The 25,559-nt window shown below is 73.8% G+C and carries 18 protein-coding genes, 1 tRNA gene and 1 pseudogene; 10 read left to right on the forward strand and 10 right to left on the reverse strand.

Annotated elements, in window-relative coordinates; genetic code table 11:
* Positions 1-2 precede the first annotated feature (2 nt).
* Genes BS73_RS13470 through BS73_RS40335 form a run of 3 tightly spaced genes read left to right on the forward strand, consistent with a single transcriptional unit; the run spans position 3 to position 4,774 of the window.
* Positions 3-1,862, forward strand: a complete 1,860-nt coding sequence (locus tag BS73_RS13470) for a PP2C family protein-serine/threonine phosphatase (RefSeq protein ID WP_051939899.1) — start codon at positions 3-5, stop codon at positions 1,860-1,862.
* Between the two features lie 3 nt (positions 1,863-1,865).
* The gene (locus BS73_RS13475) at positions 1,866-3,218 is read left to right on the forward strand and encodes a vWA domain-containing protein (RefSeq protein ID WP_037572115.1); all 1,353 of its coding nucleotides are present in this window, start codon (positions 1,866-1,868) and stop codon (positions 3,216-3,218) included.
* 47 nt (positions 3,219-3,265) lie between these two features.
* A complete protein-coding gene (locus tag BS73_RS40335) occupies positions 3,266-4,774 on the forward strand; it encodes an FHA domain-containing protein (protein ID WP_037572118.1) in 1,509 nt (502 codons plus the stop codon).
* Between the two features lie 132 nt (positions 4,775-4,906).
* Here BS73_RS40335 and BS73_RS13485 read toward each other — a convergent pair whose 3' ends face one another.
* Positions 4,907-6,133 (reverse strand): methyltransferase domain-containing protein, encoded by a 1,227-nt coding sequence (locus BS73_RS13485; RefSeq protein WP_037572121.1) that lies wholly within the window; start codon positions 6,131-6,133, stop codon positions 4,907-4,909.
* 294 nt (positions 6,134-6,427) lie between these two features.
* Between BS73_RS13485 and BS73_RS13490 the strand changes: the two genes are divergently transcribed.
* Positions 6,428-6,889, forward strand: coding sequence for a globin (locus tag BS73_RS13490; protein ID WP_084704035.1), 462 nt, complete (start codon positions 6,428-6,430; stop codon positions 6,887-6,889).
* 109 nt (positions 6,890-6,998) lie between these two features.
* Here the strand turns inward: BS73_RS13490 and BS73_RS13495 are convergent, their stop codons facing one another.
* From BS73_RS13495 to BS73_RS34650, 4 genes are all read right to left on the reverse strand, one after another.
* On the reverse strand, positions 6,999-7,796 hold the full coding sequence (locus tag BS73_RS13495; RefSeq protein ID WP_051939900.1) for a hypothetical protein: 798 nt from the start codon (positions 7,794-7,796) through the stop codon (positions 6,999-7,001).
* Positions 7,793-8,245, reverse strand: a complete 453-nt coding sequence (locus BS73_RS13500; RefSeq protein ID WP_037572122.1) for an acyl-CoA thioesterase — start codon at positions 8,243-8,245, stop codon at positions 7,793-7,795. The genes BS73_RS13495 and BS73_RS13500 overlap by 4 nt, the downstream gene beginning before the upstream one ends.
* Before the next feature lie 52 nt (positions 8,246-8,297).
* Positions 8,298-9,962, reverse strand: coding sequence for an energy-dependent translational throttle protein EttA (gene ettA / locus BS73_RS13505; protein ID WP_037572123.1), 1,665 nt, complete (start codon positions 9,960-9,962; stop codon positions 8,298-8,300).
* A gap of 212 nt (positions 9,963-10,174) precedes the next feature.
* Positions 10,175-10,867: a single-stranded DNA-binding protein gene (locus tag BS73_RS34650; RefSeq protein WP_161789666.1), complete on the reverse strand. Its 693-nt coding sequence runs from the start codon at positions 10,865-10,867 to the stop codon at positions 10,175-10,177.
* A gap of 472 nt (positions 10,868-11,339) precedes the next feature.
* Between BS73_RS34650 and BS73_RS13515 the strand changes: the two genes are divergently transcribed.
* A tRNA-Arg gene (locus BS73_RS13515) sits at positions 11,340-11,415 on the forward strand.
* A gap of 631 nt (positions 11,416-12,046) precedes the next feature.
* On the opposite strand, the gene BS73_RS13520 is transcribed toward BS73_RS13515, so the two are convergent.
* Complete coding sequence (locus tag BS73_RS13520; protein WP_037572124.1) at positions 12,047-12,886, reverse strand: SDR family oxidoreductase; 840 nt, start codon at positions 12,884-12,886, stop codon at positions 12,047-12,049.
* Positions 12,887-12,978: 92 nt separating this feature from the next.
* On the opposite strand from BS73_RS13520, the gene BS73_RS13525 reads away from it, so the two are divergent.
* Positions 12,979-13,350 carry a winged helix-turn-helix transcriptional regulator gene (locus tag BS73_RS13525; RefSeq protein WP_037572125.1) on the forward strand — a complete coding sequence of 124 codons (372 nt, stop codon included), beginning with the start codon at positions 12,979-12,981 and terminating at the stop codon, positions 13,348-13,350.
* A gap of 337 nt (positions 13,351-13,687) precedes the next feature.
* On the opposite strand, the gene BS73_RS13530 is transcribed toward BS73_RS13525, so the two are convergent.
* Positions 13,688-15,670, reverse strand: a complete 1,983-nt coding sequence (locus tag BS73_RS13530; protein ID WP_152617605.1) for a P-loop NTPase family protein — start codon at positions 15,668-15,670, stop codon at positions 13,688-13,690.
* Positions 15,671-15,954: 284 nt separating this feature from the next.
* Here BS73_RS13530 and BS73_RS13535 point away from each other — a divergent pair, with 284 nt between their 5' ends.
* The 3 genes from BS73_RS13535 to BS73_RS13545 all read left to right on the forward strand — a co-directional run bounded on the left by BS73_RS13535 (position 15,955) and on the right by BS73_RS13545 (position 19,877).
* Positions 15,955-16,902, forward strand: coding sequence for an aldo/keto reductase (locus tag BS73_RS13535; protein WP_037572131.1), 948 nt, complete (start codon positions 15,955-15,957; stop codon positions 16,900-16,902).
* Between the two features lie 68 nt (positions 16,903-16,970).
* Complete coding sequence (locus tag BS73_RS13540; RefSeq protein WP_037572134.1) at positions 16,971-18,494, forward strand: GMC family oxidoreductase; 1,524 nt, start codon at positions 16,971-16,973, stop codon at positions 18,492-18,494.
* 288 nt (positions 18,495-18,782) lie between these two features.
* Entirely contained in the window at positions 18,783-19,877 is a 1,095-nt protein-coding gene (locus BS73_RS13545; protein ID WP_084704037.1) for a glycosyltransferase, read from the forward strand.
* Between the two features lie 249 nt (positions 19,878-20,126).
* Here BS73_RS13545 and BS73_RS36105 read toward each other — a convergent pair.
* From BS73_RS36105 to BS73_RS13555, 3 genes and pseudogenes are all read right to left on the reverse strand, one after another.
* A pseudogene (locus tag BS73_RS36105) lies at positions 20,127-20,418 on the reverse strand (4-hydroxy-2-oxovalerate aldolase); the annotation flags it as partial.
* Between the two features lie 11 nt (positions 20,419-20,429).
* The gene (locus BS73_RS38735; RefSeq protein WP_200886851.1) at positions 20,430-20,750 is read right to left on the reverse strand and encodes a hypothetical protein; all 321 of its coding nucleotides are present in this window, start codon (positions 20,748-20,750) and stop codon (positions 20,430-20,432) included.
* 404 nt (positions 20,751-21,154) lie between these two features.
* Positions 21,155-24,799: a GH92 family glycosyl hydrolase gene (locus BS73_RS13555; RefSeq protein WP_051939903.1), complete on the reverse strand. Its 3,645-nt coding sequence runs from the start codon at positions 24,797-24,799 to the stop codon at positions 21,155-21,157.
* Positions 24,800-24,962: 163 nt separating this feature from the next.
* On the opposite strand from BS73_RS13555, the gene BS73_RS13560 reads away from it, so the two are divergent.
* Complete coding sequence (locus BS73_RS13560; protein ID WP_037572142.1) at positions 24,963-25,553, forward strand: cation transporter; 591 nt, start codon at positions 24,963-24,965, stop codon at positions 25,551-25,553.
* The last annotated feature ends 6 nt before the right edge of the window (positions 25,554-25,559 follow it).

Consider the following 25,559-nt stretch of genomic DNA (forward strand, 5'->3'; position numbering starts at 1 on the left):
CGATGGACCAACTGACCCTGTCGTGCCCCGCCTGCGATCAGCCGGTGGGCAAGGAGGACCTGTACTGCGAGGCCTGCGGCACCCGCCTGCACGCGCCCGCGACGGGTCACCCGACCACGGCCAACGGCTCGGCGGCGACGCCCCGCGCGGGCGCGGCGGGCCACGGCGGCCCCGGGCAGGCGGCGGGCGCCTTCGGCGCCACGGCCGCTACCGCCCTGCCCGGCCAGGTCGGCCAGTCCGGCCAGGCCGGTCAGGGCCGGCCCCGTCGCCTCGGTTCTCCGCCCACGACGACCCCGGACCGCCGGGCAGCGCACCCCGAAGGCGCCGGCACCGCAAGCCCCGGCAACGAAGGCCTCCGCGCCGAGGGCGAAGCACGGACCGGCCCCGGCGGGGCCGGGGAGCCGGGCGACACCGGGGCAGGGTTGCAGGGGCCGGTGCTGCCGCCGGACCCGCGAGCGGTCGCGGGCGGGGCCGCCGGGGCCGCGGGCCCCGCCCACGGTTCGGAGAGCGCGGCCGGCGCCGCCGCGGGTACATCGGATGCCACGGGGGCGACCGGCACGACCGGGACGACCGGTACCACCGGGGACTTCGTGCTGGCCGCCCCGCTCCCGCCCGGGATGCTCCTCGCCGAGGACGGCGAGTCCGACGTAGCCGAGGACATCACCGGCCTCGGCACGCCCGGCGCCGGCCAACCGGCCCAGGACGAGTCCGAGTTGGAGACCGCCTCGGCCGGCAACCGCCCGCCCGCCGCCGGCCCGCAGCAGACCTGCTCCCACTGCGGAGCGAAGACCATCGACGCCGACGGCTACTGCGAGTCCTGCGGCCGCCCCCTCCCCCGCCCCCGCGACCATCAGGAGCGCGCCCTGGAGTCCATCGCCGGAGTCACCGACCGCGGCTTCCGCCACCACCGCAACGAGGACGCCTTCTCCGTCGCCGCGACCCGCCGCCCGGACGGCTCGCCGGTCGTCGTCGCCGTGGTCTGCGACGGCGTCTCCTCCGCCTCCCACCCGGACGTCGCCTCCGAACTCGCCTCCGAGACCGGCACCGAGCACCTCCTCGGCGCCCTGGAGTCGGGCACCGCCCCGGAGGAGGCGATGACCGCCGCGATCCTCCACGCCGCCGACGCGGTGGACGCCCTCGCCGACCGCACCCCGCGCGAGCCCGGCCACAACTCCCCCGCCTGCACCTGCGTCAGCGCGGTCGCTGCGGACGGCCGGGTCACCATCGGCTGGGTCGGCGACAGCCGCGCGTACTGGTTCCCCGACGACCGCTCGATCCCCGCCGAGCGCCTGACCGTCGACGACTCCTGGGCGACCAGGATGGTGGAGGCCGGGCTGCTGGAGGAGGCGGAGGCCTACGCCGACCCGCGCGCCCACGCCATCACCGGCTGGCTCGGCGCGGACGCGATCGAGGTCGAGCCGCACGTCGAGTCCTTCGTCCCGGACGTCCCCGGTGTCGTACTGGTGTGCACGGACGGTCTGTGGAACTACGCGGAGGGGGCCGGCGAACTCGCCGCCGTGGTCCCGGCCGACGCCCGGACCCGCCCCCTGGAGGCCGCCCGCTCCCTGGTCGGCTTCGCGCTGGAGAACGGGGGCCACGACAACATCACGGTCGCGATCCTGCCCTGGGACCCGGCCGAGCTCGCCCCCGACGGCGCGGGCCACGCCGGCACCGGCACCCTGACCGACCTCGACGCCGATCCCGACCCCGACCACGCCCCCACCGAGTACTCCCTCCCCGTCCTCGACCCTCCCCCGGGCGGTCCCGCCGCCCCGACCCCGACTTCGACCCCGACGTCGACTCCGACCACCTCACCGGCACGGCCTTCAGATCCTTCTCCACGCAGCCCTGAGGAGCGCTGAGCGATGGCCAAGCTCACCAAGTCCAACCTCCCGCAGTTCGAGGTGGAGGTCTTCCAGAACGCGTACCTGGCGGAGGGCGCCCAGGAGGTCAACGCGATCGTCACGGTCACCGCGACCGGCGGCGGCACCACCGGCGGCCGGCCGCTCGCCGCCGACTCGGCGCCCGCCGCGCCGGACGCCACCGCGGACGCCGGAGTCGTGATCATGGTCGACTGCTCGGGCTCGATGGACTACCCGCCGAGCAAGATCCGCTCGGCCCGGGAGGCCACCGCCGCCGCGATCGACGAGGTCCGGGACGGGGTGGCGTTCGCCGTGGTGGCGGGCACCCATGTGGCCAAGGAGGTCTACCCGGGCGACGGCGGGCTCGCGATCGCCTCGGAGGCCACCCGGGAGGCCGCCAAGCAGTCCCTCCGCCGGCTCAGCCCGAGCGGCGGTACGGCGATCGGCACCTGGCTGAACAAGGCCGACCAACTCTTCGCGGGGCGCCCCGAACTGACCCTGCGGCACGGAATCCTGCTGACCGACGGCCGCAACGAGCACGAGGAGCCGGAGGCCCTGGCGAGCACCCTGGACACCGTCTCCGGCCGGTTCACCTGCGACTGCCGCGGGGTCGGCACCGACTGGGAGGTCGCCGAGCTGCGGCGGATATCCTCCGCGCTGCTCGGCTCTGTGGACATCGTCGCGGATCCCTCGGGTCTCGCGGCCGACTTCCGGTCCATGATGGAGAACGCCATGGGCAAGGAGGTCGCCGACGTGGCGCTGCGGGTCTGGACCCCGCAGAACGCCTCGGTACGGTTCGTCAAGCAGGTCGCCCCGGTGGTCGAGGACCTGACGGAGCGTCGGAGCGAGAGCGCGCCCCGCGCGGGCGACTACCCCACCGGTTCCTGGGGCGACGAGAGCCGCGACTACCACGTCTGCGTGGAGGTGCCGGCGGCCGCGGTGGGCAGCGAGATGCTGGCCGCCCGGATCAGCCTGGTCCTGCCGCAACCGGACGGCAGCAGCAAGGTGCTCTCCCAAGGTTTGGTCAAGGCCGTCTGGACCGACGACCTCCAGGCGTCCACCCGGATCAACCCCCAAGTCGCCCACTACACCGGGCAGGCCGAGCTGGCCGACTCCATCCAGGAGGGGCTGGAGGCGCACCGCGAGGGGGACCTGGACCGGGCCACGGCCAAGCTGGGGCAGGCCGTCCGACTCGCCCACGAATCGGGCAATGAGGACACCTTCCGATTGCTGGAGAAGGTCGTTGACGTGGTGGATCCGGCGGAGGGTACCGTTCGTTTCCGCAAGAACGTGAGCGAGGCAGACGAGATGACGCTCGAAACCCGCTCGACGAAGACAGTTCGGGTAAAGAAATAGACGGCACGACACGACCCGAGCGCCGAGAGCCACGAGGGGGACTCCCGATGCCGACCTGCCCGCAGGGCCACGATTCGCCGACCGACGACTACTGCGACGTCTGCGGGCTGGCGATCACGCCTTCGCCGAGCAGCCATCCCGGCGGGGACGCGGGCTCGATCTCCTTCGGCGCGACGGGCATGGCCCCGGTGTACTCGCCGCCGCCCGGCTACGGCGCTCCGCCGACGGCGGGCGGACTGGGCGGACCCGGCGGACCGGGCGGCCCCGGCGCGGGTCCGGGCGCCGGCGCGCAGGGCGCGTACGGAGCCCCGAGCACCCACCCGGGCGGCGGCCCCGGTGGCACCGAGGGCGCGGGCTACCCCGGCGGCGGCCAGTACGCACCGCCGAGCGGTCACGGATCGCCCAGCGGTCCCGGAGGCGCGGGCGGCCCGGGCGGCCCGGGCGGTGGTTTCCGCGGCGGCAGCGCGGTCGGCTACGGCGGGGCCGCCGCCGGGCCGGCCGCGCCCGCCGGCCCCACCACCGAGGTGCGCTGCCCGATATGCGGCACCGTGCAGACCGAGCGGTACTGCGAGGAGTGCGGCTACGACTACGAGCTGTCCTCGCCGTCCCAGCGCGCCCGCTTCCAGCCCCCGCAGCCCCGGCAGGAGCAGCCGCCCGCGGGCGGGCCGGGCGGCGGACCGGGCAACGGGCCGGGCAACGGGCCGGGTGCGCCGGGCGACCCCGGCGGGTTCGGCGGTCCCTCGCAGCCCTCCTTCGGCGGCTACGCCGGTTCCACCTCCACCGGGCCGGCCGGCAGCGCCGGCAGCGGCGGTTCCGCCGGGCCGGCCTCCGGCTACGGCTACCCGCCGGCCGGGCCGACGCCAGGCGGCGCCCCGGGCCCCGGCGCCGCCGCTCCGGTTCCGGCGCCCGCGCGCTTCCCCGGAGGCAACGGCTCCAGCGCCGACTTCGTCATCCCCCCGCCCCCGGGCGGCGGTTCGGGAGCCGGCACCACCGAGCAGCCGTACCCGAACCTCCCCGGCGGCTTCGGGCCGCCGCAGCCCGGCGGCGGCTACCAGCAGCAGCCCGGCGAGGGCTATGAGCAGCCCGACAACGGCGACTTCCACGTGCCGGGCAGCTTCGCCCCCCAGCCCCCGCAGCCGGCCACCACGACGACCTGGGTGGCGGTGGTCAACGCCGACCGGGAGTACTTCCAGGAGACGATGGCCCGCAGCGGCCCCGACGTGCCCGGGCTGTCCTTCCCGCCGTACTCGCCCGAGCGGAGGGTGCAGATGACCGGTCGCGGCCAGCTGCGGATCGGCCGGCGCAGCCACCACCGCGGCACCGTCCCGGAGATCGACCTGTCCACGCCGCCGGAGGACCCGGGCGCCTCGCACAACCACGCCCTCCTCCAGGAGCAGCCGGACGGCGGCTGGGTGGTGATCGACCAGGACTCCACCAACGGCACCACGCTGAACGGCTCCCCGGACGCGATCACCCCGCACATGCCGGTGCCGCTGGCCGACGGCGACCGGATCCACATCGGCGCCTGGACCACCATCACCGTCCAGCGGGTCTGAGGTCCGTCCCGTCCGTCCCGTCCGTCCCGTCCGTCCCGTCTCAGCCCGCGGACGGGCCCCGGCGGATCTCGGGCGGATCCTGGAAGGGCGCCGTGTCGCTGCGGCACGGCGTCGACACCGGCTCAGCCGGCGTCAACACCAGCTCAGCTCCCGCTGCCAGGGGCCGCCCAGCGGGCGGTCCAGCCAGATCCACTGCCGGTCCGGGCGGACGGTGACGCCGAACCGGTCGCGGTCCGGCCGTCCCCACTCCACCCAGCGGGCGTACAGCCGCTCCACCTCGGCCCAGACGTCCCGGCGCCCGCTGCGGGTGACGGTGCCGTCCGGCGCGAGGTGGGCCATCGAGCCGTCCCCGGCCACCACCATGGCCGAGAACTGAAGCGGGCGGCGCCGGTGCGAGACGGTCAACTCGGCGTCGGCGAGCGCGAACCGCAGCAGAAAGCTGAACGGCTCGATCTCCGGACCGAGAGGGATCGCCGAACGCTGGGGTTGGGGTTGGGGCTGGGGTTGGGGTTGGGGCTGGGGCGCGGCAGCCTCTCCGCTCGCGCCGGCGTCCGGCACCTGCTCGGCGGCCTCCTCGCACTCCCGTGCGCCCGCGGACGCCGCCACCGCACGCGCTGCCCCGGCGCTCTCCGCGGCCGGCCCGCGCAGCGGCACGAAGTACGCGCCGGTGGGCTCGAACCGCCCCTCCGCCGTACCGTGCTGACCCACCCTCAACCGCAGCAGCCCGGTACCCAGCGGAGTGACGATCAGCCCGCCCGGGCGGGTCTGCGCCGCCCAGCTCGGCGGCACCGCGGGGACCGCGCAGGTCGCGATCACCGCGTCGTACGGGGCGCCCGGCGCCCAGCCGTCCGCCCCGTCCCCGGTCACCACCCGCACCCCGCCGTATCCGGCTCCGGCCAGCCGCTCCGCCGCGGGGCCGGTGATCGACCCGTCCAGATCGACCGTCACCACCTGCTCCGGACCCAACCGGTGAGCCAGCAGGGCCGCGTTGTACCCGGTCCCGGTGCCGATCTCGAGCACCCGGTCGCCGTCCCGCAGCGCGAGGAGCCGCAGCATGGTCGCCATCAGCGAGGGCTGGCTGCTGGAGGAGACGGGCCCCTGTCCCGGCGAGAGCCTGGTGATCAGCGCGGTGTCCGCGTACGCCGCGGCCAGCCACTCCGCCCGGCGCTCCGGGTCGGGGTCCTGGGCGCGCAGGGTCACGTGCGCGGCCGCTCCGCCCTCCCCGTCCGGGCGCAGGAACTCGGGAACGAACGCCTCTCGGGGCACCGTCTCGAACGCCTCCCGCCAGCGCGGATCCGCCAGCTCCCCGCGTTGGCGCAGCGCCTCCACCAGCCCGCGCCGGGCCTCGGCGGCGGCCACCGGGCCCGCTGCGTCCTCCGGGCCGCCCCCCGCGTCCCGCTCCGCACCGGGTCTCGCACCCGGCTCCGCCCCTCTGCCCGCGCCGCCGTCCATGCCCCAACCCTCCCGCGCCACCACCCCGTTCGGGAAATCGGCTGGTCACCGGGGCTGGAATGGCGCTGGTGCCGCCGCCCCAGGACCGGCAGCGGCCCCGCCGGCGCGCCTGCGGCCCGCGGCCGCCTGCCCTCCGGCCCGTCTGCTCGCCGCTCGCTCCTCGCTGCTCACCGCTCGCCTCCGGGCTGGCCCCGGCGCCCGATGATCCACCTGCGCGGCTCCCCGATCGCCCGCCCCCTCTGCGACAATGATCCGGTGGACGAGCAGCAGACCGAGACGCAGCAGCCGACCCTCACCTTCTACGAGGCCGTCGGCGGCGAGCCGACCTTCCGCAGGCTGGTGCACCGGTTCTACCAGGGCGTCGCCGAGGACCCGCAGCTCCGGCCGATGTACCCGGAGGAGGATCTCGGGCCGGCCGAGGAGCGCCTGACCCTCTTCCTGATCCAGTACTGGGGCGGCCCGAAGACCTACAGCGAGCAGCGCGGGCATCCGCGGCTGCGGATGCGGCACGCGCCCTTCCAGGTGAACCGGGCGGCGCACGACGCCTGGCTGCGCCACATGCGGGCGGCGGTCGAGGAGTTGGCCCTCCCCGAGCCGCTGGAACGCCAGCTGTGGACGTACCTCACCTACGCCGCCGCCTCGATGATCAACACGCCCGACTGATCGGATCGGGCGCAGCCGATCGGCGGCGCGAGGCCCCGGGCTCCTCGGCTCCCCGCTCCCCGGCTGGTCAGCTGGTCGACTCCCGACGCCGCGTCTCTCCGCTACGCGCTCAGCGCACCGGCGTCAGCCCGAGCCCGGCGCCCGGACCGGGCGCGCGGCGGACCGCGACCGCCCCGTACGGGCCGTTCAGCCGCATCCAGGCCGGATGCCGGTGCACGGTCAGCACCTCGTCGGCGGAGAGCCGGCTGAGGAAGCCCAGCACCTGCGCCGCGTGGGCGGCCCGCAGCGGGAGCCCGCCGGCCCCCGGCAGCTCCAGCGGCCGGGACCAGATCTCGTCCGCAACCGCGTTCGAGTCCACTCCCGGCGCCGCGCCCGCCGCCGGGTCGGTACGCCGCCGGAACTCCTCCACCCCGGCCCGAACCGCGGCCACCACCCGGTCCGCCGGGATCTCGCCGACGACGCTCCAGCCGCTGCGCGGCGGCAGCATCCCCGTCCAGGCCGGGCCGGTCACCGCGGCCGGCAGCGGGAAGCCGTCCGCCTCACCGCGCGCCGGCGGCTCCAGGGCCTCCAGCAACTCGCCGGCCGAGACGGTCGCGTCGACCTCGACCTCGGCTTCGACCTCACCCTCGGTCTCGATCTCGCCCCGGCCAGGCCCCTGGCCCCCGGCGGCGGAGCCGGTCGAGCTCAGCCCCACCGTCCGCAGCGCTATCGGCGCGCGCTCGCCCAGCGGCGGGCGGCCGAAGACCGCGAGCGCGCTGCCCGCGGACCGCACCCGTACCGCCGCCGCGCGGTCGTACCGGAGCAGCCGGGCGAGGTAGGCCGCGAGTCCCGCGGCCTCCCTCGGATCGGCCAGCCTGAGTTCCGCGGCGGTCGCGCCGGACGCGCGGGTGGTCGCGTCGGCGTTCATACCGCGGCGACCGGTGCTTCCAGGTAGGGGGCGAGGAACTCCCGCTCCCCCTGGCTCATCCGGCGCGGCCGCCCGGCGTCCAGGTCGTACGGCACGCACTTGGTGGACGCCCGGACGTAGAGCGTCTCGGTGCCGTCCTCGTGGACGTCCTTGATCTCGTAGGCGACCGTGAACGAGGCGTTCGCCAGCTTGGTGAGCCAGGTCTCGACGGTGACCGGCGCCGCTCGGTGGACCAGCGGGCGCAGGTAGTCGATCTCGTGGCGGGCGACGACCGTCCCTCGGGACAGATCGCGCACACCGGCGTTCGACGCCTGCGTCCACATGAAGTCGATGCGCGCCTCCTCCAGATACCGGAGGAAGTTCACATTGTTCACATGCCGGAACGCGTCCATGTCGGACCAGCGCAACGGGCATGCGTAGCGGTGCCGGAGATGTGCTCCGTCTGCCACGGGTACCTGACTCACCTGACCCTCCCTCAACTCGACTCCCCCGCTGCCTCGTTCAGCCGCGGGTGAGCTTGCGGTAGGTCGCCCGGTGCGGCCGGGCGGCGTCCGGACCGAGCCGCTCCACCTTGTTCTTCTCGTACGACTCGAAGTTGCCCTCGAACCAGAACCACTTGGAGTCGCCCTCGTAGGCGAGGATGTGCGTCGCCACGCGGTCCAGGAACCAGCGGTCGTGGGAGACGACCACGGCGCAGCCGGGGAAGTCCAGCAGCGCGTTCTCCAGCGAGGAGAGGGTCTCCACGTCGAGGTCGTTGGTCGGCTCGTCGAGGAGCAGCAGGTTGCCGCCCTGCTTCAGGGTGAGCGCCAGGTTGAGGCGGTTGCGCTCACCGCCGGAGAGGACGCCGGCCGGCTTCTGCTGGTCCGGCCCCTTGAAGCCGAACGCCGAGACGTACGCCCGGGACGGCATCTCGACCTGGCCCACGTTGATGTAGTCCAGCTCGTCCGAGACGACCGCCCACAGGGTCTTCTTCGGGTCGATGTTCTCCCGGTTCTGGTCCACGTAGGAGACCTTGACCGTCTCGCCGACCTTGATCGAGCCGGAGTCCGGCTCCTCAAGGCCCATCAGCATCTTGAAGAGGGTGGTCTTGCCGGCACCGTTCGGGCCGATCACGCCGACGATGCCGTTCCGCGGGAGGGTGAACGACAGGTCGTCGATCAGCACCTTGTCGCCGAAGGCCTTCGCCAGGTGCTCGACCTCGACCACGACGTTGCCCAGGCGCGGCCCCGGCGGGATCTGGATCTCCTCGAAGTCCAGCTTCCGCATCTTGTCGGCCTCGGCGGCCATCTCCTCGTAGCGGCCGAGTCGGGCCTTGGACTTGGCCTGCCGCCCCTTGGCGTTGGAGCGGACCCACTCCAACTCCTCCTTGAGGCGCTTCTGGCGCTTCGCGTCCTTCTGGCCCTCGACCTTCAGACGGGCCTGCTTCTTCTCCAGGTAGGTGGAGTAGTTGCCCTCGTAGGGGTGCGCCCGGCCGCGGTCCAGCTCCAGGATCCACTCGGCGACGTTGTCCAGGAAGTACCGGTCGTGGGTGACGGCGACGACGGTGCCCGGGTACTTCGCCAGGTGCTGCTCCAGCCACAGGACGGACTCGGCGTCCAGGTGGTTGGTGGGCTCGTCGAGCAGCAGCAGGTCGGGCTGCTCCAGCAGCAGCTTGCAGAGCGCGACGCGGCGCTTCTCGCCACCGGAGAGGTTGGTCACCTGCCAGTCGCCGGGAGGGCAGCCGAGGGCGTCCATCGCCTGCTCCAGCTGCGAGTCCAGGTCCCAGGCGTTGGCGTGGTCGAGCTGCTCCTGCAGCTTGCCCATCTCCTCCATCAGCTCGTCGCTGTAGTCGGTCGCCATCTGCTCGGCGATCTCGTTGAAGCGGTCGAGCTTGGCCTTGGTCTCCTTGACGCCGTCCTCGACGTTCTCCAGAACGGTCTTGGACTCGTCCAGCGGAGGCTCCTGAAGGAGGATCCCCACGCTGAAACCAGGGCTCAGGAACGCGTCGCCGTTCGACGGGTGCTCAAGACCGGCCATGATCTTCAGCACCGTGGACTTACCGGCGCCGTTGGGCCCGACCACGCCGATCTTCGCTCCCGGGAGGAAGCTGAGCGTCACGTCGTCAAGGATGACCTTGTCGCCGTGCGCCTTGCGCGTCTTGCGCATGGTGTAGATGTACTCAGCCAAAAGAAACCATCCGGCGTCGTCGTGGGTGTCTCGGGTCTCAGCCCCCCATTGTGCCGCACGCCCAGGCCGCGCCCGGCCAGCCCCAGCACGGGGCCAAGCGCCGGGCCCCCGCCCCCTTCCCGACCAGGCCCGACGCTGACGCACCCGACGCCGGCACCTCGGCCCCGCCCGCTCTCGCGCGGCCCTCAGCGCGGCCCCTCAGCCGCCCGCCCCTACGCCGCCCCGGCGGGGAGAGGGGCGGCGGCGTCCGCGGCGGCCTCCTCAGCCAGGTGGCCGCGCCCCTCCACACGCTCCGTCGCGTCCTCGCCACCGGGCTTGGAGACCTCACCCTCGCGGCTCGTCGCCGCCGCAAGCGGGCCATCCTCCGTCCCCGCGTCCGCGACTGCCTCCGTCTGCGCCCAGGTCGCAAGCGCGCGGCCAGCCGCCTTGCCGTCGTTGCCGTCGTTCCCGTCGGTACCGCCGGCGCCCTGCTTCGGCGGGACGTCAGCGCCGAGGGCTGGGGCCCAATCGTCCGCCCTTCCGCCTCGTCCGCTCCCGGGCGTGGTCTCTCCCGCTCTCCATCGCCTTCCGGTGCGACGGAAGACCGACGCCCCCTTCGTCAGGTCGTGGCCGACCGCCAGCGCGTCGATCTCGGCCTGGTAGAAGCGGCTCTGGTCGTCGCCGCGTCTGCGCTCGACGACCCGGAGCCATCCAGTCAGCACCACCGGATCGCCCTTCGCCACCGAGCCGGCCACGTTCTCCGCGGCGCCCCGGTACGCCCGTACGGCGTAGAAGCTGGTCACCCCGTCCACCCAGGCCTGCTGGCCGCGGTGGTACCGCCGCTCCGACGCCGCCACCCGGAACTCGGCCACCGGGATCCCCGCCCTGGTCGTCGAGTACCTGACATCCGACGCGACATTCCCCACGACCGTCACCGTCGTCCCGATCACAACCCACCCCCGAACTCTCCACGCCACCCGTCTGGAGATCAGCCTCCCGCCGCGATCGACCCCGGCGCCACCCGCTCCGGCCCGCCTGTGGACAAGGTCCAAATGGACATATCCCACCCCCACGTCCGGGTGACCCGCCCCGTCGCACACTTGACTGCACGACCCGGCGACGGGCCTCTGACCTGACATGTCCGCACCCTGTTCACGTCTCCGGTGCGGATCCATAACGGGTGAGCCTGCGGGCCGTAACGACTGCACAACGTCCGACCCCCGAACCACACCGAGGCGCTGCACTCACGGAACCCACCTGCGATTATCAGACCCGCTTCAACCAGGGCCCGGCGACCGCCACCCCCGCGAAGCACCAGGTACAGACCCCGGACACCTCTATCCTGTCCCCGACAGGCACCCCCGCCGCTCCGAGCGCGCCCCGTCCGGTCCCTGTCCAGCCCCCGTAGCTCAGCGGATAGAGCAGGTGCCTTCTAAGCACTTGGTCGCAGGTTCGAGTCCTGCCGGGGGCGCCAAGCCGGAAGTCTGGCTGCCACCGGCAAAAACCAGCTCTCCACGGCTGGCCGTCCCCCATGTGTCCCCCAAGGGACGCTGCCCGTTCTACGGCGTTGTCGACAGATAACTGATGGAATCCAGCCTTTTGCGGTAATCCGCAGCCTGCCCGGCTACGCACCGCGCAAAGGCCCCGCGCCCGCGCCCACTCACATCAGTGCCGCAGAGGTCGGACTCCTCCTCCGGACAGTTCCCCGCCCACCGCGGCCCACTACCCCGCGCCTCCCCGGACCCGACGTCAGCACAGCACCGCAGACGCAACAGCACGCGGTCGATGAAGAGCTGCTCGCCCTGGCGACGGGGGCGGTGGTGGCTCGCTGCCGCAAGACCGGCTGGAGCCCCCGGCCCCCGGGGCAGATCGCCCGACTGGTGGGGTCGGCGGCCACCACCTTTGAGGAGCGGTTCTGCGCGGTCGCGGTCGCGGCCGCGCGCGACGGAAGGCCCTCGCCCGGAGGGGCTGGCACGGCACCTCGATCACCCGCCGCACCGGCGACGCGGCGCCAGTGCCGGTCCCGGTGAAGCCGGGCGAACCACCCGTACCCGGAGGCCGGGTGGTTCGCCCGGCGCGACGGCCGGCTCCGGCGGCAGCGACCCTCAGCGGAAGGCGTCGACGTTGCGGGCGGCCCAGTCGGCGAAGGGGCGCGGGGCGCGGCCGAGGATCTGCTGGACGTCCGGGCTGACGCGCAGCTCGGCCGGGCTCGGGGAACCGAGGATGTCCAGGGTGTCGTCGGCGAGTTCCGCCGGCATGCTCTGGGTCATGGCGGCCTTGGCCTCGTCGCGGGTGAGCTCGTGAAACCTCACCGGCGAGCCCAGCGCGGCGGCGATGGCCTCCGTCTGCCGGCGCGGAGTGATCACCTCTGGCCCGGTCAGCTCGTACACGCCGCCGGTGTGCCGGTCCTCCAGCAGGCAGGCCGCCGCGACTGCCGCGATGTCCGCCGGGTCGATGACCGGCACCCCGATGTCGCCGAAGGGCGCGGCGACGACCCGTCGCGTGCGGACGGACTCGGCCCACCACAGGGCGTTGGAGGCGAAGCCGCCCGGCCGCAGGACGGCCCACTCCAGGCCGGACTCCCGCAGTGTGTCCTCCAGCGCACGCATCGCTATCCGCGTTCGGCCGAAGGGCCTGGTCGCCACGCCCAGTGTGGAGAGCAGGACGACCCGGCGGACCCCGCCGGCCGCGGCCTCGCCGATGATGTCGGCAGGGTTGGCCCCGATGGCGTGCAGGTCGCCGGACAGCAGCAGGAACAACGCCTCCGCCCCGGCCAGCACGGGCTTGAGACCGGCCGGCTCGGCCAGGTCGGCCACCACGTGGCGGACGCCGTCCGGCACCTGCGCCGCGTGCCGTGACACCGCCGTCACCTGATGGCCCGTCTCCGCCAGCGCCCGCGTCAACGGCCGGCCGATGTTCCCGGTGGCCCCGGTCACCACGATCATGATCAGCTCCTTCTCGGATGTCCTCTGAGGTCTGCACGCTAAGAGCACGGGCTAACTCTTCGTAAGGACGTACCTGAAGGTAAGCTCAGGACATGACGGGAGGCTCGCAGCACAGACAGGCCGAGGCAGGGAAGCGGTATGACGTGTTTCACACCGACTGCCTCGCCCGCGATGTGGTCGACCACGTGACCAGCAGGTGGGGCATCTGGGTGCTGATCTCCTTGCGGAGGAACAGCCTGCGGTTCTACGAGCTGCGCGAGAGCATCCAGGGGATCAGCGAGAAGATGCTCGCCCAGACCCTGCGCGCGCTGGTCCAGGACGGCCTGGTCTGGCGGGAGGTCGAGCCGACGACGCCGCCCCAGGTCACCTACGGGCTGACCGAGTTCGGCCAGGACGTCGGCGAGCCGCTGACGGAGCTGTTCGACCGGATCACCGAGCGACTGTCGCGGCCCGGCGCGGGCTGACCGCACCGAGCCGTGGACGTCTCGTGAACGAGCGCCCCGGGCGCCCAGTCCGTCCGATCCAGCCCGATCAGCGGCGGGATCGGGGCGGTTCACCTCCGCTGGCGGAGGTGAACCCGACCGCGAGGACACCTGCGCCGACGCCGCGCGCAGGACCCCGCTGCTGAAGGCCGAGGAGGAGTCGACCTGACCGCTTTCGCCGGCTTCCCTCAGCGCCGCTGGAAGCCGATCGCCTCGACCAACCCCCTGCATGAATTCGCTCTACCCCGCGTTCTTGCAACGCACCGGCGAACCCCCAACACCACCGACGAGCCCGGAAGTTGATCCGCGACCCCCAAGGTCATGATGTGCTCGTGCGACGACCGGTCTCGCTCGTCCACAGCCGCTCGGTGATGGCGGTGACCGCCCGGTCCCGGTGGCGGCGGTAGGTGTTGAAGGACAGGTGGAGGCTCTCGGCGATGCGTTCCTGGGTGGTGACGGGGTGGAGGAACGTGCGATCCGCCAGCACCGCCAGGTTGGGCGGCAGCGCGCTGACCGCCGTCTCCAGCAGTTCTCGCAAGGTCTCGGCGGGAGCGCTCCCGTCGCGCTGGTTCTGCCGTACGGCCCGCGAGTGCAGCAGGGGGTTCTCTCCTAGCAGGCCCGGTGTGCGGAGGTCGCGCAGGGCGGCCTGGACCGCCTCGGCGAATTGCGCCTCCGAGAGGACCGTGGTGTCTGCGCCGTCGGCCGCTGCGGTCTGTGCGCCGGCTTGACGCGCGTGGAGGTTCTCCAGCCATTCGTCGACGTCGATGCGGCGCCAGTCGTGGGCGAAGACCGGGAACCGGGTGCCGCCGACGGTGTATTCGGCGCCCTTGGCGGGCTCGAAGCCGAGGTTGTGCATGGTGGGCGCCCACAGAACGGGGTCGGCGTAGGCCCCCACCAGGGTCCAGGCCGTGTCGTGGTGGGTCAGGGCGTCCAGGGTCTGGCAGGCGGCGAACAGGGTGACCGAGGGCGACGCGAGCTGGCCGTGGTCGCGGTCGAGGAAGAAACGCCAGGCTCTCACCCGCTCCCCGGTCCGGGGCGCGCCGTGGTCCTGCGCGTATCGCCACATCGCGTCCACTCCCGGGTCCGCGCCCAGGTCCGTTTCGGTCAGCTCCAGGCAGGCGACGTAGCCGCGCGGCTCTCCTGAGACGGTGCGGAAGACGCGGAACGCCCCGGGGCGGCGGTCCAGCCAGTAGGCGGCCAGTTCGGCCTGCTCTTCCCCCTGCCACGCGGTGGTCATGGCGAGGATCGGCGCGCGGTCGCCGTCCTGAAGGACGTCGGCGTATGCCTGCATGGTGGCCGGCGGGTTCGAGCACGTCGCCACCTTGGATCGGGAGCCCGCCACCGCGATCACGTCCGCCAGCAGCTGGATCTGCTCCCGCTCGTCCGGGGTGGCAAGGATCCGGGCCCGCAGCGCGACGGAGGTCTGACGGCGCAGCTCGGCGTAGCGGGCGGCGTCCCGCCAGCGCAGATCCGCGTCAAGGGCGTCCCGGGCGACCTCGTGCGGGTACAGCCCGTTCGGGCCGTCGTCGACGAACGGCAGCGTGCGCAGCCAGGCGAACAACTCCTCCGCCTCGTCGCCGAGCACCGCGCGCAGCAGGTCCTCGGTGGTGACGGGCGCATGCGCGCACAGCTCGAGCGCCGCCCGGTGCAGCGGGCTCGGCGCCTCCTCGACGATCTGCGCGAGCAGCGCGCCGACGACGGAGGGGACATCGCCCAGCCGGCTCGGTTCTGCGCCCTTGCCCACCGCGTCGACCAGCATCGACAGCAGAAGGGGATGGCCGTGGCTGATGGCCAGCAGCCGGTCGTGGAGCTTCTCCGGCACCCCTTGCGCGGCCAGGTACGCCCGCCCGTCCGCAGGAGGCAGGTTCCCCAGTGCGATCTCCCGCATCAGGTTCCGCCATGCGGGATCCGCGTACCACCGGGGGCCCGGCGCCCGGCGGCCGGCGATCACCACCAGCGCATCGCCGGGCAAGGACGGCAGGTACTGCTCCCGGACCCAGTCGTCGAGCGGCTCCAGCAGCTCGTACGTGTCGATGAGCAGGACCTCGCCTTCGGCGAGCGCGGGCAGGACGTCCGGACCGAGCCGCAGATGCCGGCCGTCCACGCGCACCGAGGAACGGCCGGCGGCGGCCGCGGCGTCCGCGAACACGTCGAGCAGGGCGCTCTTGCCCACTCCGCCCGGCCCGTGGACGAACAACAGGCCGGAGTCGGCCAGCGCCGACCGGAACAGCCCAACTTCCCGGTCACGCCCGGCAAATGAGCGCCGCCGCAGGTCCCGGAGCCGTTCGCCAAGCATCGTCACGATCCCAAGCTACCCGACCGGATCAGCCGGATCGGCTGCCGTGCCGGCGGTGAAGGAGGGTCCTCCGGCCGGCACGGCCGAACGGCTCCGGCCACCCGGGCGGACCGGCCGCCCGGCCGCCCGGCTGCCCCACCGCCCGCGCACCTGTCGGCAGACCGGGCTGGGCAGCGGATGGGCACCCCGTGGGCTGTCGACCGCCGGCCGCCGCGACAACGATGGTGCCGCAGGCGACCGAGCCGGCGGGGCCCTTGTCCCGGCACCGCCGACTGCCCGAAAGGACGAAGATGACCGCCATAGGAAATGGCATCGAGGTGTCCCCGCTCGCGCTGGGCGGCTCCACGTTCGGCTGGACCAGTGACGCGACCGCCTCCCGACAGGTCCTGGACGGCTTTCTCCATGCCGGCGGCAACTACATCGACACCGCCGACAGTTACTCGTCCTGGGCGCCCGGCAACAGCGGTGGCGAGTCCGAGACCGTCATCGGTGGGTGGCTGTCCGCCCGCGGCAACCGCGACCGCGTCGTCATCGGCACCAAGGTCAGCCGGCACCCGGAGTTCCCCGGACTGTCCGCCGCCAATGTCGCGGCCGCCGCCGACGCCTCGCTCAAGCGGCTGGGGACCGACTACATCGACCTGTACTGGGCCCACTTCGACGATCCCGACGTGCCGCTGCAGGAGACCGCCGAGGCGTTCGACGCTCTGGTCCGTGCGGGCAAGGTCCGCGCGATCGGCGTGTCCAACTACACCGGCGAGCGCATCCGGGAATGGATCACCATCGCCCGCCGCGAGGGCCACGCCGTGCCCGTGGCGGTGCAGCCGCTGTACAACCTGGTCAAGCGCGAGGCGTACGAGCGGGACATCGCCCCGGTCGCCGCCGCCGAGAATCTCGCCGTCCTCCCCTACCAGGCCCTGGCCAGCGGCTTTCTCACCGGCAAGTACCGGGCCGAGTCCGACCTCGCCGGCGGAGTCCGCCAGTACATGGCGCGCGGCTTCTACAGCGAGGCCGGGCTCGCCGTGGTCGGTGTTCTCGAGGATGTCGCACGCGAGCACGGCTCCAACCCGGCGGCCGTCGCGCTTGCCTGGCTGCGCGGGCGCCCCGGCGTGGCGGCCCCGATCGCCAGCGCTCGCACCCTCGACCAGCTCGCCTCGATGATGGCCTTCACCCGCTTGCAGTTGACGGCCGATCAGCGCTCCGCGCTCGACGAGGTGTCCGCCCGTGTCCCCCGCGGGTGACCCGGCCGCCCGGCCCGTTCAACGGCGTTTCCGCATGGCTATCCGCATCCTGGACGAAGGGGCACGGGGTGGACGGTTTTGATTTCGTCGTCGTAGGGGGCGGGACGGCCGGCTGCGTGCTGGCCGCCCGGCTTTCCCAGGATCCCCGGGCGTCGGTGCTCCTGCTGGAGGCGGGGGCGCCCGCGCCCCCCGCGAACGCGGCCGATCCCAGCGCCTGGATGTCCCTGTGGGAGTCTCCTGCCAGCACGGGCGGGGTCCCGCCGGGCCGACCGACCGCGGGTTCCACCGATCCGATCCGGCGCGGCCGGGTGCTGGGCGGCTCGTCGGCGATCAACACCATGATCTTCGTGCGCGGTCACCGGTCCAGCTACGACCGGTGGCCCGAGGCGGGGGCGAAGGGGTGGGGCTTCGCCGACCTGCTGCCGTACTTCATGCGCAGCGAAACCGCTGCTGGGCGTGACCCAGCGGTCCGCGGCACCTCGGGTCCGCTGTCCGTCGCCCCGGCGAGCCCGCCCGGCCCGGTGTTCGAGGCCTTCCTCGACGCGGCCGGGGAAGCGGGCCACCGACGGGCGGACGACATCAGCGGCGGGCTCGAAGAGGGCTTCGGCCTGCCGGACCTGAACATCGTGGCAGGCCGCCGGCAGAGCGCCGCCGACGCGTACCTCGCCCCGGCGGAGAGCCGCGGCAACCTCCGGGTGGTGACGGGGGCGTCGGTCCGCCGCGTCCTGGTGCGCCGGAACCGCTGTGTCGGCGTCGAGTACGACACGGGCGACGAGGTGGTCCGGGCCGGGTGCACCGGAGAGGTCGTCCTCGCCGCAGGCACCATCGGCTCGCCCGCGCTGCTGCAGCGCTCCGGGATCGGCCCCGTGGGCGTGCTGCGCCCGCACGGCATCGAGGTGGTCGCGGATCTCCCCGGGGTCGGTGAGAACCTCCAGGACCATCCAGGCGTGACCCTGGCCTACGCACCCGGCCGGCCGCTGCCGGCGGCCGGGTACAACCGCGCCGAGGCCCTGGGCCTGCTGCGCAGCGGCCCCGATCTGGGATATCCCGACGTGCAGATCGGATGTTCCGAGGTCCCGGTGCCCTCGCCCGCCGGCAGCGGGCCGCAGGCGGTCTTCGCCCTCCTGACCTCGCTGATGCAGCCGTTCAGCCGGGGGACGGTCCGGCTGGCCGGCGCCGACCCGGACGCCGCTCCCGTGGTGGACCCGTGCTACCTGAGCGATCCCCGGGACCTCGACGCCGTCGTCAGGTCTCTGAAGCTCGCCCGGGACATCCCGCGGACCGGTCCCCTGAAGCCCTGGTTCGCGCGGGAACTCCGGCTCGGCCCCGACGCCGGGGACGACACGGCACTGCGCGTCTTCGCCACCGCGGCGGTCTCCTCCTGCTTCCATCCGGTGGGCACCTGCCGGATCGGGACCGACGACATGGCGGTGGTCGATCCGGAGCTGCGGGTGCACGGCGTCAGCGGCCTACGGGTCGCGGACGCGTCCGTGCTGCCGTCCCTTCCCTCCGCCAACACCAACGCCACGGTCTACGCTGTCGCCGAGCGGGCCGCGGAACTGATCCGGCCGGCTCACGGGCATGGCCGGTAGCCGGCGGGCATGGCCGGTAGCCGGCGGGCATGGCCGGCGACGGCCTGGGCCGGTATCAAGGCCGTGAAGTCGACGGGTCTTGCGGGATTGGCCAAGAGGCGCTGAGCGCCACCGGGCCGTTCAGTCGCGGGTCGCGGGTCGCGGGTCGCGGGTTCTGCCCTCCGTCTCGTGGTCCACCTGGTCCTGGCCGCCTGCCTGTTCCCAGAGTTGGGCCACCCCTCCTACGCGTCGGCGGCAGGCCGCCGCGATGCCCTTCCGGTCTGGAAGTTCATTCACTCAGGAGTCCGAATGCGTATTCTCCTCAGCGCCGTACCGGCGGGCGGCCATGCCCTGCCGTTGATACCCCTGGCAGAGGCGGCTCGTGCGGCAGGTCATCGCACGGCCATCCTGAACAGCGCGGACATGGCCCCGCTGCTGCGGCCGTTCGAGGTGCTGACCGCCGGGCCCGGCCTCGCGGAGCAGTTCGCGGAGACCGAGCGGCGTACCGGCCTCTCCCCAGCCCAGCCCGGGCCCGCGGCGGTCGAGCACTTCGCCGGCACGAGGGTCGACCTCACCTACGAGGAGGCGCTTCGCCAAGCGACCTCGTACCGACCGGAGTTGATCGTGTGCGAGGCGTTCGACTTCGTCGCGCCGATGGTCGCGGCCGCCCTGGACGTCCCGTGGGCGGCCCTGGGGATCAGCGGTGCGATACCGGCGGACCTCATGGCGCAGATGCGGAAGCGCTGGCAGCGGGAACTCGACCTGCGCTCCCTCGTCGCCACGGAGCGCCTGGCCTATCTGGACCCGTATCCCGCCTTCCTGCGGCAGGAGGGCGAGGCACCGGAGCCAGACGGCATCGCGGTGCGCCCCACCGCCATAACCGGCGAAGAGCCTTTCGCCACACCGGATTTCGGGGAAGACGGCCGCCGTCGCGCGCTGGTGACCTTCGGTACCAGCGTCAGTGACGCGGAGGCCGAGGAGCGGGTGGTCCGGTCCCTGGCGGACGCCGGTTTCGACGTCCTCGTCGCGGGCTCCCAGCATCCCGGCCCGGCCGCCGGCCACGTCCACCGCGCCGGTTTCGTGCCGCTCGCCAGGGTCCTCCCGTGGGCCGACGTCGTCGTGTCGGCGGGCGGCACGGGAACGGTGCTGGCCGCGCTGGCGGCGGGGAAGCCCATGGTGGTGCGGCCGTTCCACGCCGACCAGCCGTGGAACGCGGAGCGGCTGGCCAGGGCCGGCGTCGCCAGGACCATCGACGGGTACGAGGAGGCGGGCCCCGCGGCCCTGGAGGTCGCGTCCGGGCCCTCCTACCTCGACGCCGCCGCCCGGGCCGCGAAGGAGACAAGCGATATGCCCTCGTTCGCCGAGGTCCTCCCGCTCCTGGAGGCCGCCGTGCGCGACCGCTGAGCCGGCGGCGCCGACCTGGCACGGCACGCGACACGGAGCTGGGCGTCGGCTGCGTGCGCCACCGCCTGGGCGATCTGCTGGATCCAGCGGGCGGGCTCGGCAGCCACCTGCCGACAGCCACCTGCCGACAGCCATCTGACGACCCGGAGACCAAGCGGACCGCGGCCTGGGCGCCCGACGAGTCGCCGACGGGAGCAGCACCCGCGAGGCACCGCGCGTCGTTCCGTGTCGGGCGTCAGCTCGCCCGGGTCAGCTCCAGTGCCACTCCAGTGCCACGTCGACGATCATGTCCTCCCGGCCGCCGACCAGGCCGCGCTTGCCGGCCTCGACGAGGATGGTGCGGACGTCGACGCCGTAGCGTTCGGCCGCCGCGTCGGCGTGGCGGAAGAAGGAGCCGTAGACCCCGGCGTACCCGAGGATGAGGGTTCTCCCGGTCCACGCGGACCGGCCGGTCCTGCAGCGGGCGCACCAGGTCCTCGGCGACGTCCTGCAGCGCGGAGAGGCCGCAGCCGTGCTCCCAGCCGTTGAGATCGGCGACCGCCTGCGCCCCTGTCAGTCGTCCGCGCCTTCGGAGTCCTGCCGGGGGGCCGGTCCGCTCCGGCCGGTGCGCCGGGCCCGCTTGGTCTCCTCGCGTTCGTGGAGGGCGGCCTGGCGTTCCTGGGCGGCGATCTCCTCCCGGCGGACTTCGGCGTCGAGTTCGTTCTTCCGGCGCTGGGTGGTCGCCTCCACCTTCGCCTTGGCCACCGAGGCGGCGGCGGTGAAGCTGGCCGCGACCGCCCCGCCGGCGACGAGCTGGTCGAAGATCGCCGGTTCCGAGGAGCGCTTCACCGCCGCGTCGGCGGACTCGATGGCGCTCGGGCAAGGGTCGGCCATCGGAGGCGCCACGTCGGCCCGGTGGTGACTGGGCGGCGACAGGCGCTGCGGCGGCGAAACGGGCGGCGCGCCAGCGCCGGGGCCGATCAGCGACGGCAGTCCCGGCCCCGCGGTGAGACGGCCGTCGGCGCCCGGTCGCAGCAGCGCGAAGTCGCAGCCGCACGCCTCGCAGAAGCGTCCCGACTGCGCGGTCCCGCAGACCGGGCACGGCGGCACCGCCCGCCCGCACTCGCTGCAGTAGTCGTCCGTGGTCGTCGCGTGACCCTCTGGGCACGTTGGCATACCGGCAGCGTAGGCCCGACCGAGGCCCCACCGGCACCGGTCGGCGGCATCCCGGACGCGGAGGCGGAGCCCTCGGGCGGCACGGGTACGGGCTACGGGTCCTGGAGGGGGATGGGCGACGGTCAGGGCCCGGTCACTGCCACCCCGTCGGGGACGGCGCCCACCGTCACCGGGGGCCCGGCGGTGGCCGTCGCCACGTCGATCGCGCGGACGTCGTCGACGTTGCTGTCGACGACCAAGGCGGTCGATCCGTCCGGGTCGAAGGCCACCGCGTAGGCGCCCGAGCCGGTGGGGATCAGCGGGCCGGCCGTGCCGGTGGCGACGGTGATCGGGGTGACGCCCCCGGCGCCGGCGTCCGCGACGTAGACGTACTTTCCGTCGGGCGAGGTCGCCGCGTACTCCGGGCCCGCGCCGGTCGGGATGGTGCCGGTGACCTGGTGGGTGGCGGTGTCGACGACGGAGACCTCGGCCGAGCCGTTGTCCGTGACGTACGCCGTGCCGCCGTCCTTCGAGAAGGCGACGCCGAAGGGCGCGGCACCGACCGGGACCGTTCCGGTGACCTGACGGGTACTCAGGTCGACCGAACTGACCGTCCCCGAGCCCTGGTTCGCCACCCACAGCTCGGTCCCGGCCGGGTTCACGGCCAGCCGCTCGGGCTGGCTGCCGACCCGGACCGGGGCGCCCGCGGTGAGCGTCGCGGTGTCGATCGGCTGGACGGTTCCGTCGCCGAAGTCGCTCACCCAGACGGTCTTCCCGTCCGGGGTGGCGGCCACGTCCGCGGCCACCGAGCCGACCGCGACCCGGCCCAGCACGGCGTTGGTGGTGGTGTCCACGACCGTCACATCGTCGGTGTTGTTGTCGGCCACGAAGAGCCGGCCGCCGGCCACCGCCATCCCGTCCGGGCCGCCGCCGACCGGGATCGGGGGTCCGGCGTCGTGGGTGCGGGTGTCCACCGGGGTGACCGTGTCGTCCGAGTAGTTGGAGACGTAGGTGGTGGGGATGGTCTCGCCCGGCCGGGCGACCGTCAGCAGGAGCGAACTCCCGGCGAGCACCGCGCCATTGGACGCCTTCGCCGTCACCGCGACCGAGTAGTAGCCGGTCGCGGCGGAGGCGGCGGCGGAGACGGTGAGCGGGCTGGTGGCGGTCTGCCCCGCGGGGACGGTGACGGTTCCGGTGGGCGGCTCGGCGGTGAGGCCCGACCCGCCGCCGGACGGGACGCCGGCGTTCCAGGTGACCGTCGCGGGCACGGTCCCGGCCGAGTTGTCGACGGTGATCCGGGCCGTGGCGGAGCCGCCGGGGGCGATCCGCAGCTGGCCGGGGGTGAGCGAGAGGGCGGCCCTGGTGGTCGGCGGGAAGTGCACCGGGCCGGCGCCGAAGGAGGCCGGGGCGTCGTCGGGGCCGGTTCCCCAGTGGAGGTCCGGCGTCGAGCCGAGGGTGAAGTCCAGCCGCCGGGTGCGGGTGAGATCGACGGCGGTACGGGTCGAGGGGCGGCCGTCGACCGCGAGGCCGTGGACGTAGACGCCCTGCGCGCCGGCGCCGGTTGCGTCGATGGTGAGGCTGCGTCCGTGCGCCTCGTGCAGCACGGCGTGCGGGAAGAGCGGGCTGCCGAGCACGAGTTGGGGCACCCCGGGCGTCTGCGGGTAGATGCCGAGGGCGGCCCAGACGTACCAGGAGCTCATCGCGCCCAGGTCGTCGTTGCCCGGCTCGCCGCCGGGGGCGGTGGAGTAGAGCTGGTCCATCACGGCGCGGACGGTGGACTGGGTCTTCCACGGCTCGCCGGTGCTGTCGTAGATCCAGGGGTTGCCGAAGGAGGGCTCGTTCCCGGCCCATTCGTAGGGGGCGTTCGGCCCGGCGTTCAGCTGGGCGAAGTAGGCGTCCAGCCGGGCGTTCGCGGCCTTGTCCCCGCCTAGCCCCTGGATCAGGCCGCGGAGGTTCTGCGGGACCATCCAGGTGTACTGGGCGGCGTTGCCCTCCTGGAAGCCGCTCTGCCCGAAGCCGCTTCCGGTGTCCACCGGCGGGCCGGCCGGGAAGGCGCCGGCCGCGTCCCGGGGCCTGATGTAGCCGGTGGCGGTGTCGAAGAGGTGGGCCCAGTTCTGCGAGCGGTCGAGGTACTCGGCCTCGGTGGTGGGCTGCCCCAGCGCTCCCGCCAGCCGGGAGACGGAGAAGTCGGCGAGGGCGTACTCCAGGGTCTCCGAGGCGCCGTTGGGCACCGGGCTGATCGAGTCCGAGCCGGTGTTGGGGACGTAGCCGCGGCTGAGGTAGGCGGCGAGGTTGGGCCGCTCCACGTACCAGCCCTGACCGGGCGCGCCGGTGGTGGCCGAGGCGCCGTGCTCCATGGTGCGCAGCGCCTTGGCGGCGTCGAAGCCGGTGGCACCGAAGGCGTAGGCGTCGGCCAGGATCGGGTCCGCGGGGTCGCCGTTCATCACCCCGCTCTCGCCGTTGGCCACCGGCCACTTGGGCAGCCAGCCGCCCATCTGGTCGGCGTCGTCGAGGAGGGAGGTGGCCATGTCCCCGGTGCGCTCCGGCTCGATCGCGGCGAGCAGCGGGATCTGCGACCGGTAGATGTCCCAGCCCGAGAAGTTGGCGTACTGCGTGTGCCCGCGCGGCATCCGGTGGACGGCGCCGTCGAAGCCCGGGTAGCGGCCGTCTGCGTCGCTGAACGTGCTGGGGTCGAGGAGCGCGTGGTACAGCGCGGTGTAGAAGGTGGCCTGCTGGGCTGGGGTGCCGCCGGCGATCCCGATCCGCCCGAGCTCGCGGTTCCACTGCGCGCGGGTGGCCGCGGCGACCGCGTCCACCCCTCGGCCGCGCGCCTCGGCGGCGAGGTTGGCCTCGGCTCCGGCCTCGCTGACGTAGGAGACGGCGACCTGCATGCCGACCACCGGATCGGTGCGGGTGTCGAAGGTCAGCCAGCCGCCGGCGACCACGCCGCCGCCCTGCGCCTGCGCGCTCTTCCCGGAGAGGTCCTCGTGCGCCGGCCGCTGGGCCCCCCGGACGCTCACCTGCCTGCTTCCCGCCGTCACCCGGCCGGCGGCCGCCGACTGGCCTCCCCAGGTGCCGGAGCCGGTGAAGGGGCGGTCGAAACGGGCGGCGAAGTGGACGGTGTAGCCGTCCGGTTGGCCGCAGAAGTGGCCGCTGGTCACGGTGCCGGCGATCTCCCGGTCGCCGATCGTGCGGAAGCTCGCCGCCGAGCTCCCGTTGGCGCTGTCCGCCACCTTGACCAGCATCCTGGCCTGGTCGGTCCGCGGGTAGGTGAAGCTGCCGACGCCGGTGCGCTCGGTGACGGCCAGCTCCGAGCGCACCCCGCCCGCCGTGACCGCGTACGAGCCGGGGTGGGCGCTCTCACTGCCGTGGGTGAAGGAGGCGGTGGCCGCGCCCGGGTCCGCCGGGACCGCCCCGGTCATCGGCAGGAACGGGAAGTCCCCGGCGACAGCGCAGCCGGGGCCGGAGAGATGGGTGAGGCTGAAGCCGGTGGTGGCGGTGTCGGAGTAGCTGTAGCCGCCGCCCGGCGGACGTGACGGGGTGTCAGGACTCCACTGCAGCATGCCGAACGGCGCCGAGGCCCCGGGAAAGGTGTCCACCTGGCCGACCACCGCGCCGCCGCTTCCGGTCCCCGCGAACGGGTCGACCAGCGCGGCGGGATCGGTGACCGCGGCCGCTCCGGCGGCGCGGTCCGCCGCCGATGCCACGGTGCCGGGCAGCGGGGCCAACGCGAGCCCTGCGGCGGCGAATCCGGCGATTCCGGCGATCAGCGCGGTACGGCGGAACACTCGACCACCTGCCTCATCCTCAAGCCCAGGCGCGCAGCGGCGTATCCCGACATCGTTATCGGGCACCGTATCCACTCACGCCCCACAGGACGTGTCAAGGCTTCCCGCACACCCGGCGCACCGCCGCGACGCGAGCGGGCCGGCGCTCTGCGAGACTCCTGCGGTGACTGAGAACGACACGTCCCGAGCCGCCCTGCTGCGGCGGGGCTTCGCCCTGGAGTACGCCACCCTCGGCTGGAACGTGGTCGGCATCGTGGTGCTCGCCTTCGCCGCGCTCTCCGCCCGGTCGGTGGCGCTGGCCGGCTTCGGCCTCGACTCGCTGATCGAGATCGGCGCCTCCACCGTGGTGGTCTGGGAGCTCTCCGGGGCCGGCGAGGACCGGCAGCGGCGGGCGCTGCGGCTGATCGGCGTCGGCTTCGCGCTGCTGGCCGGGTATCTGCTGGTGCAGTCGACCTGGGTGCTCGCCGCCGGCTACCGCCCCCACCACTCCCCCCTCGGCATCGCCTGGACCGCCGTCACCGCGGCCGCGATGTTCGCCCTCGCCGCCGGCAAGGCCCGGACCGGCGCGGCGCTGGACAACCCGGTGCTGCGGACCGAGGGCCGGGTCACCCTGATCGACGGCCTGCTGGCCGCCGCCGTCCTCCTCGGCCTGGTCCTGAACAGCGCCCTCGGCTGGTGGTGGGCCGACCCGGCGGCCGGCTACGTCCTCGTCTACTACGCGCTCCGCGAGGTGCGGGAGATCTTCTCCGACTGATTGTGC

The sequence above is a fragment of the Phaeacidiphilus oryzae TH49 genome (genome assembly GCF_000744815.1).
GTDB classification, from domain to species: Bacteria; Actinomycetota; Actinomycetes; order Streptomycetales; family Streptomycetaceae; genus Phaeacidiphilus; species Phaeacidiphilus oryzae.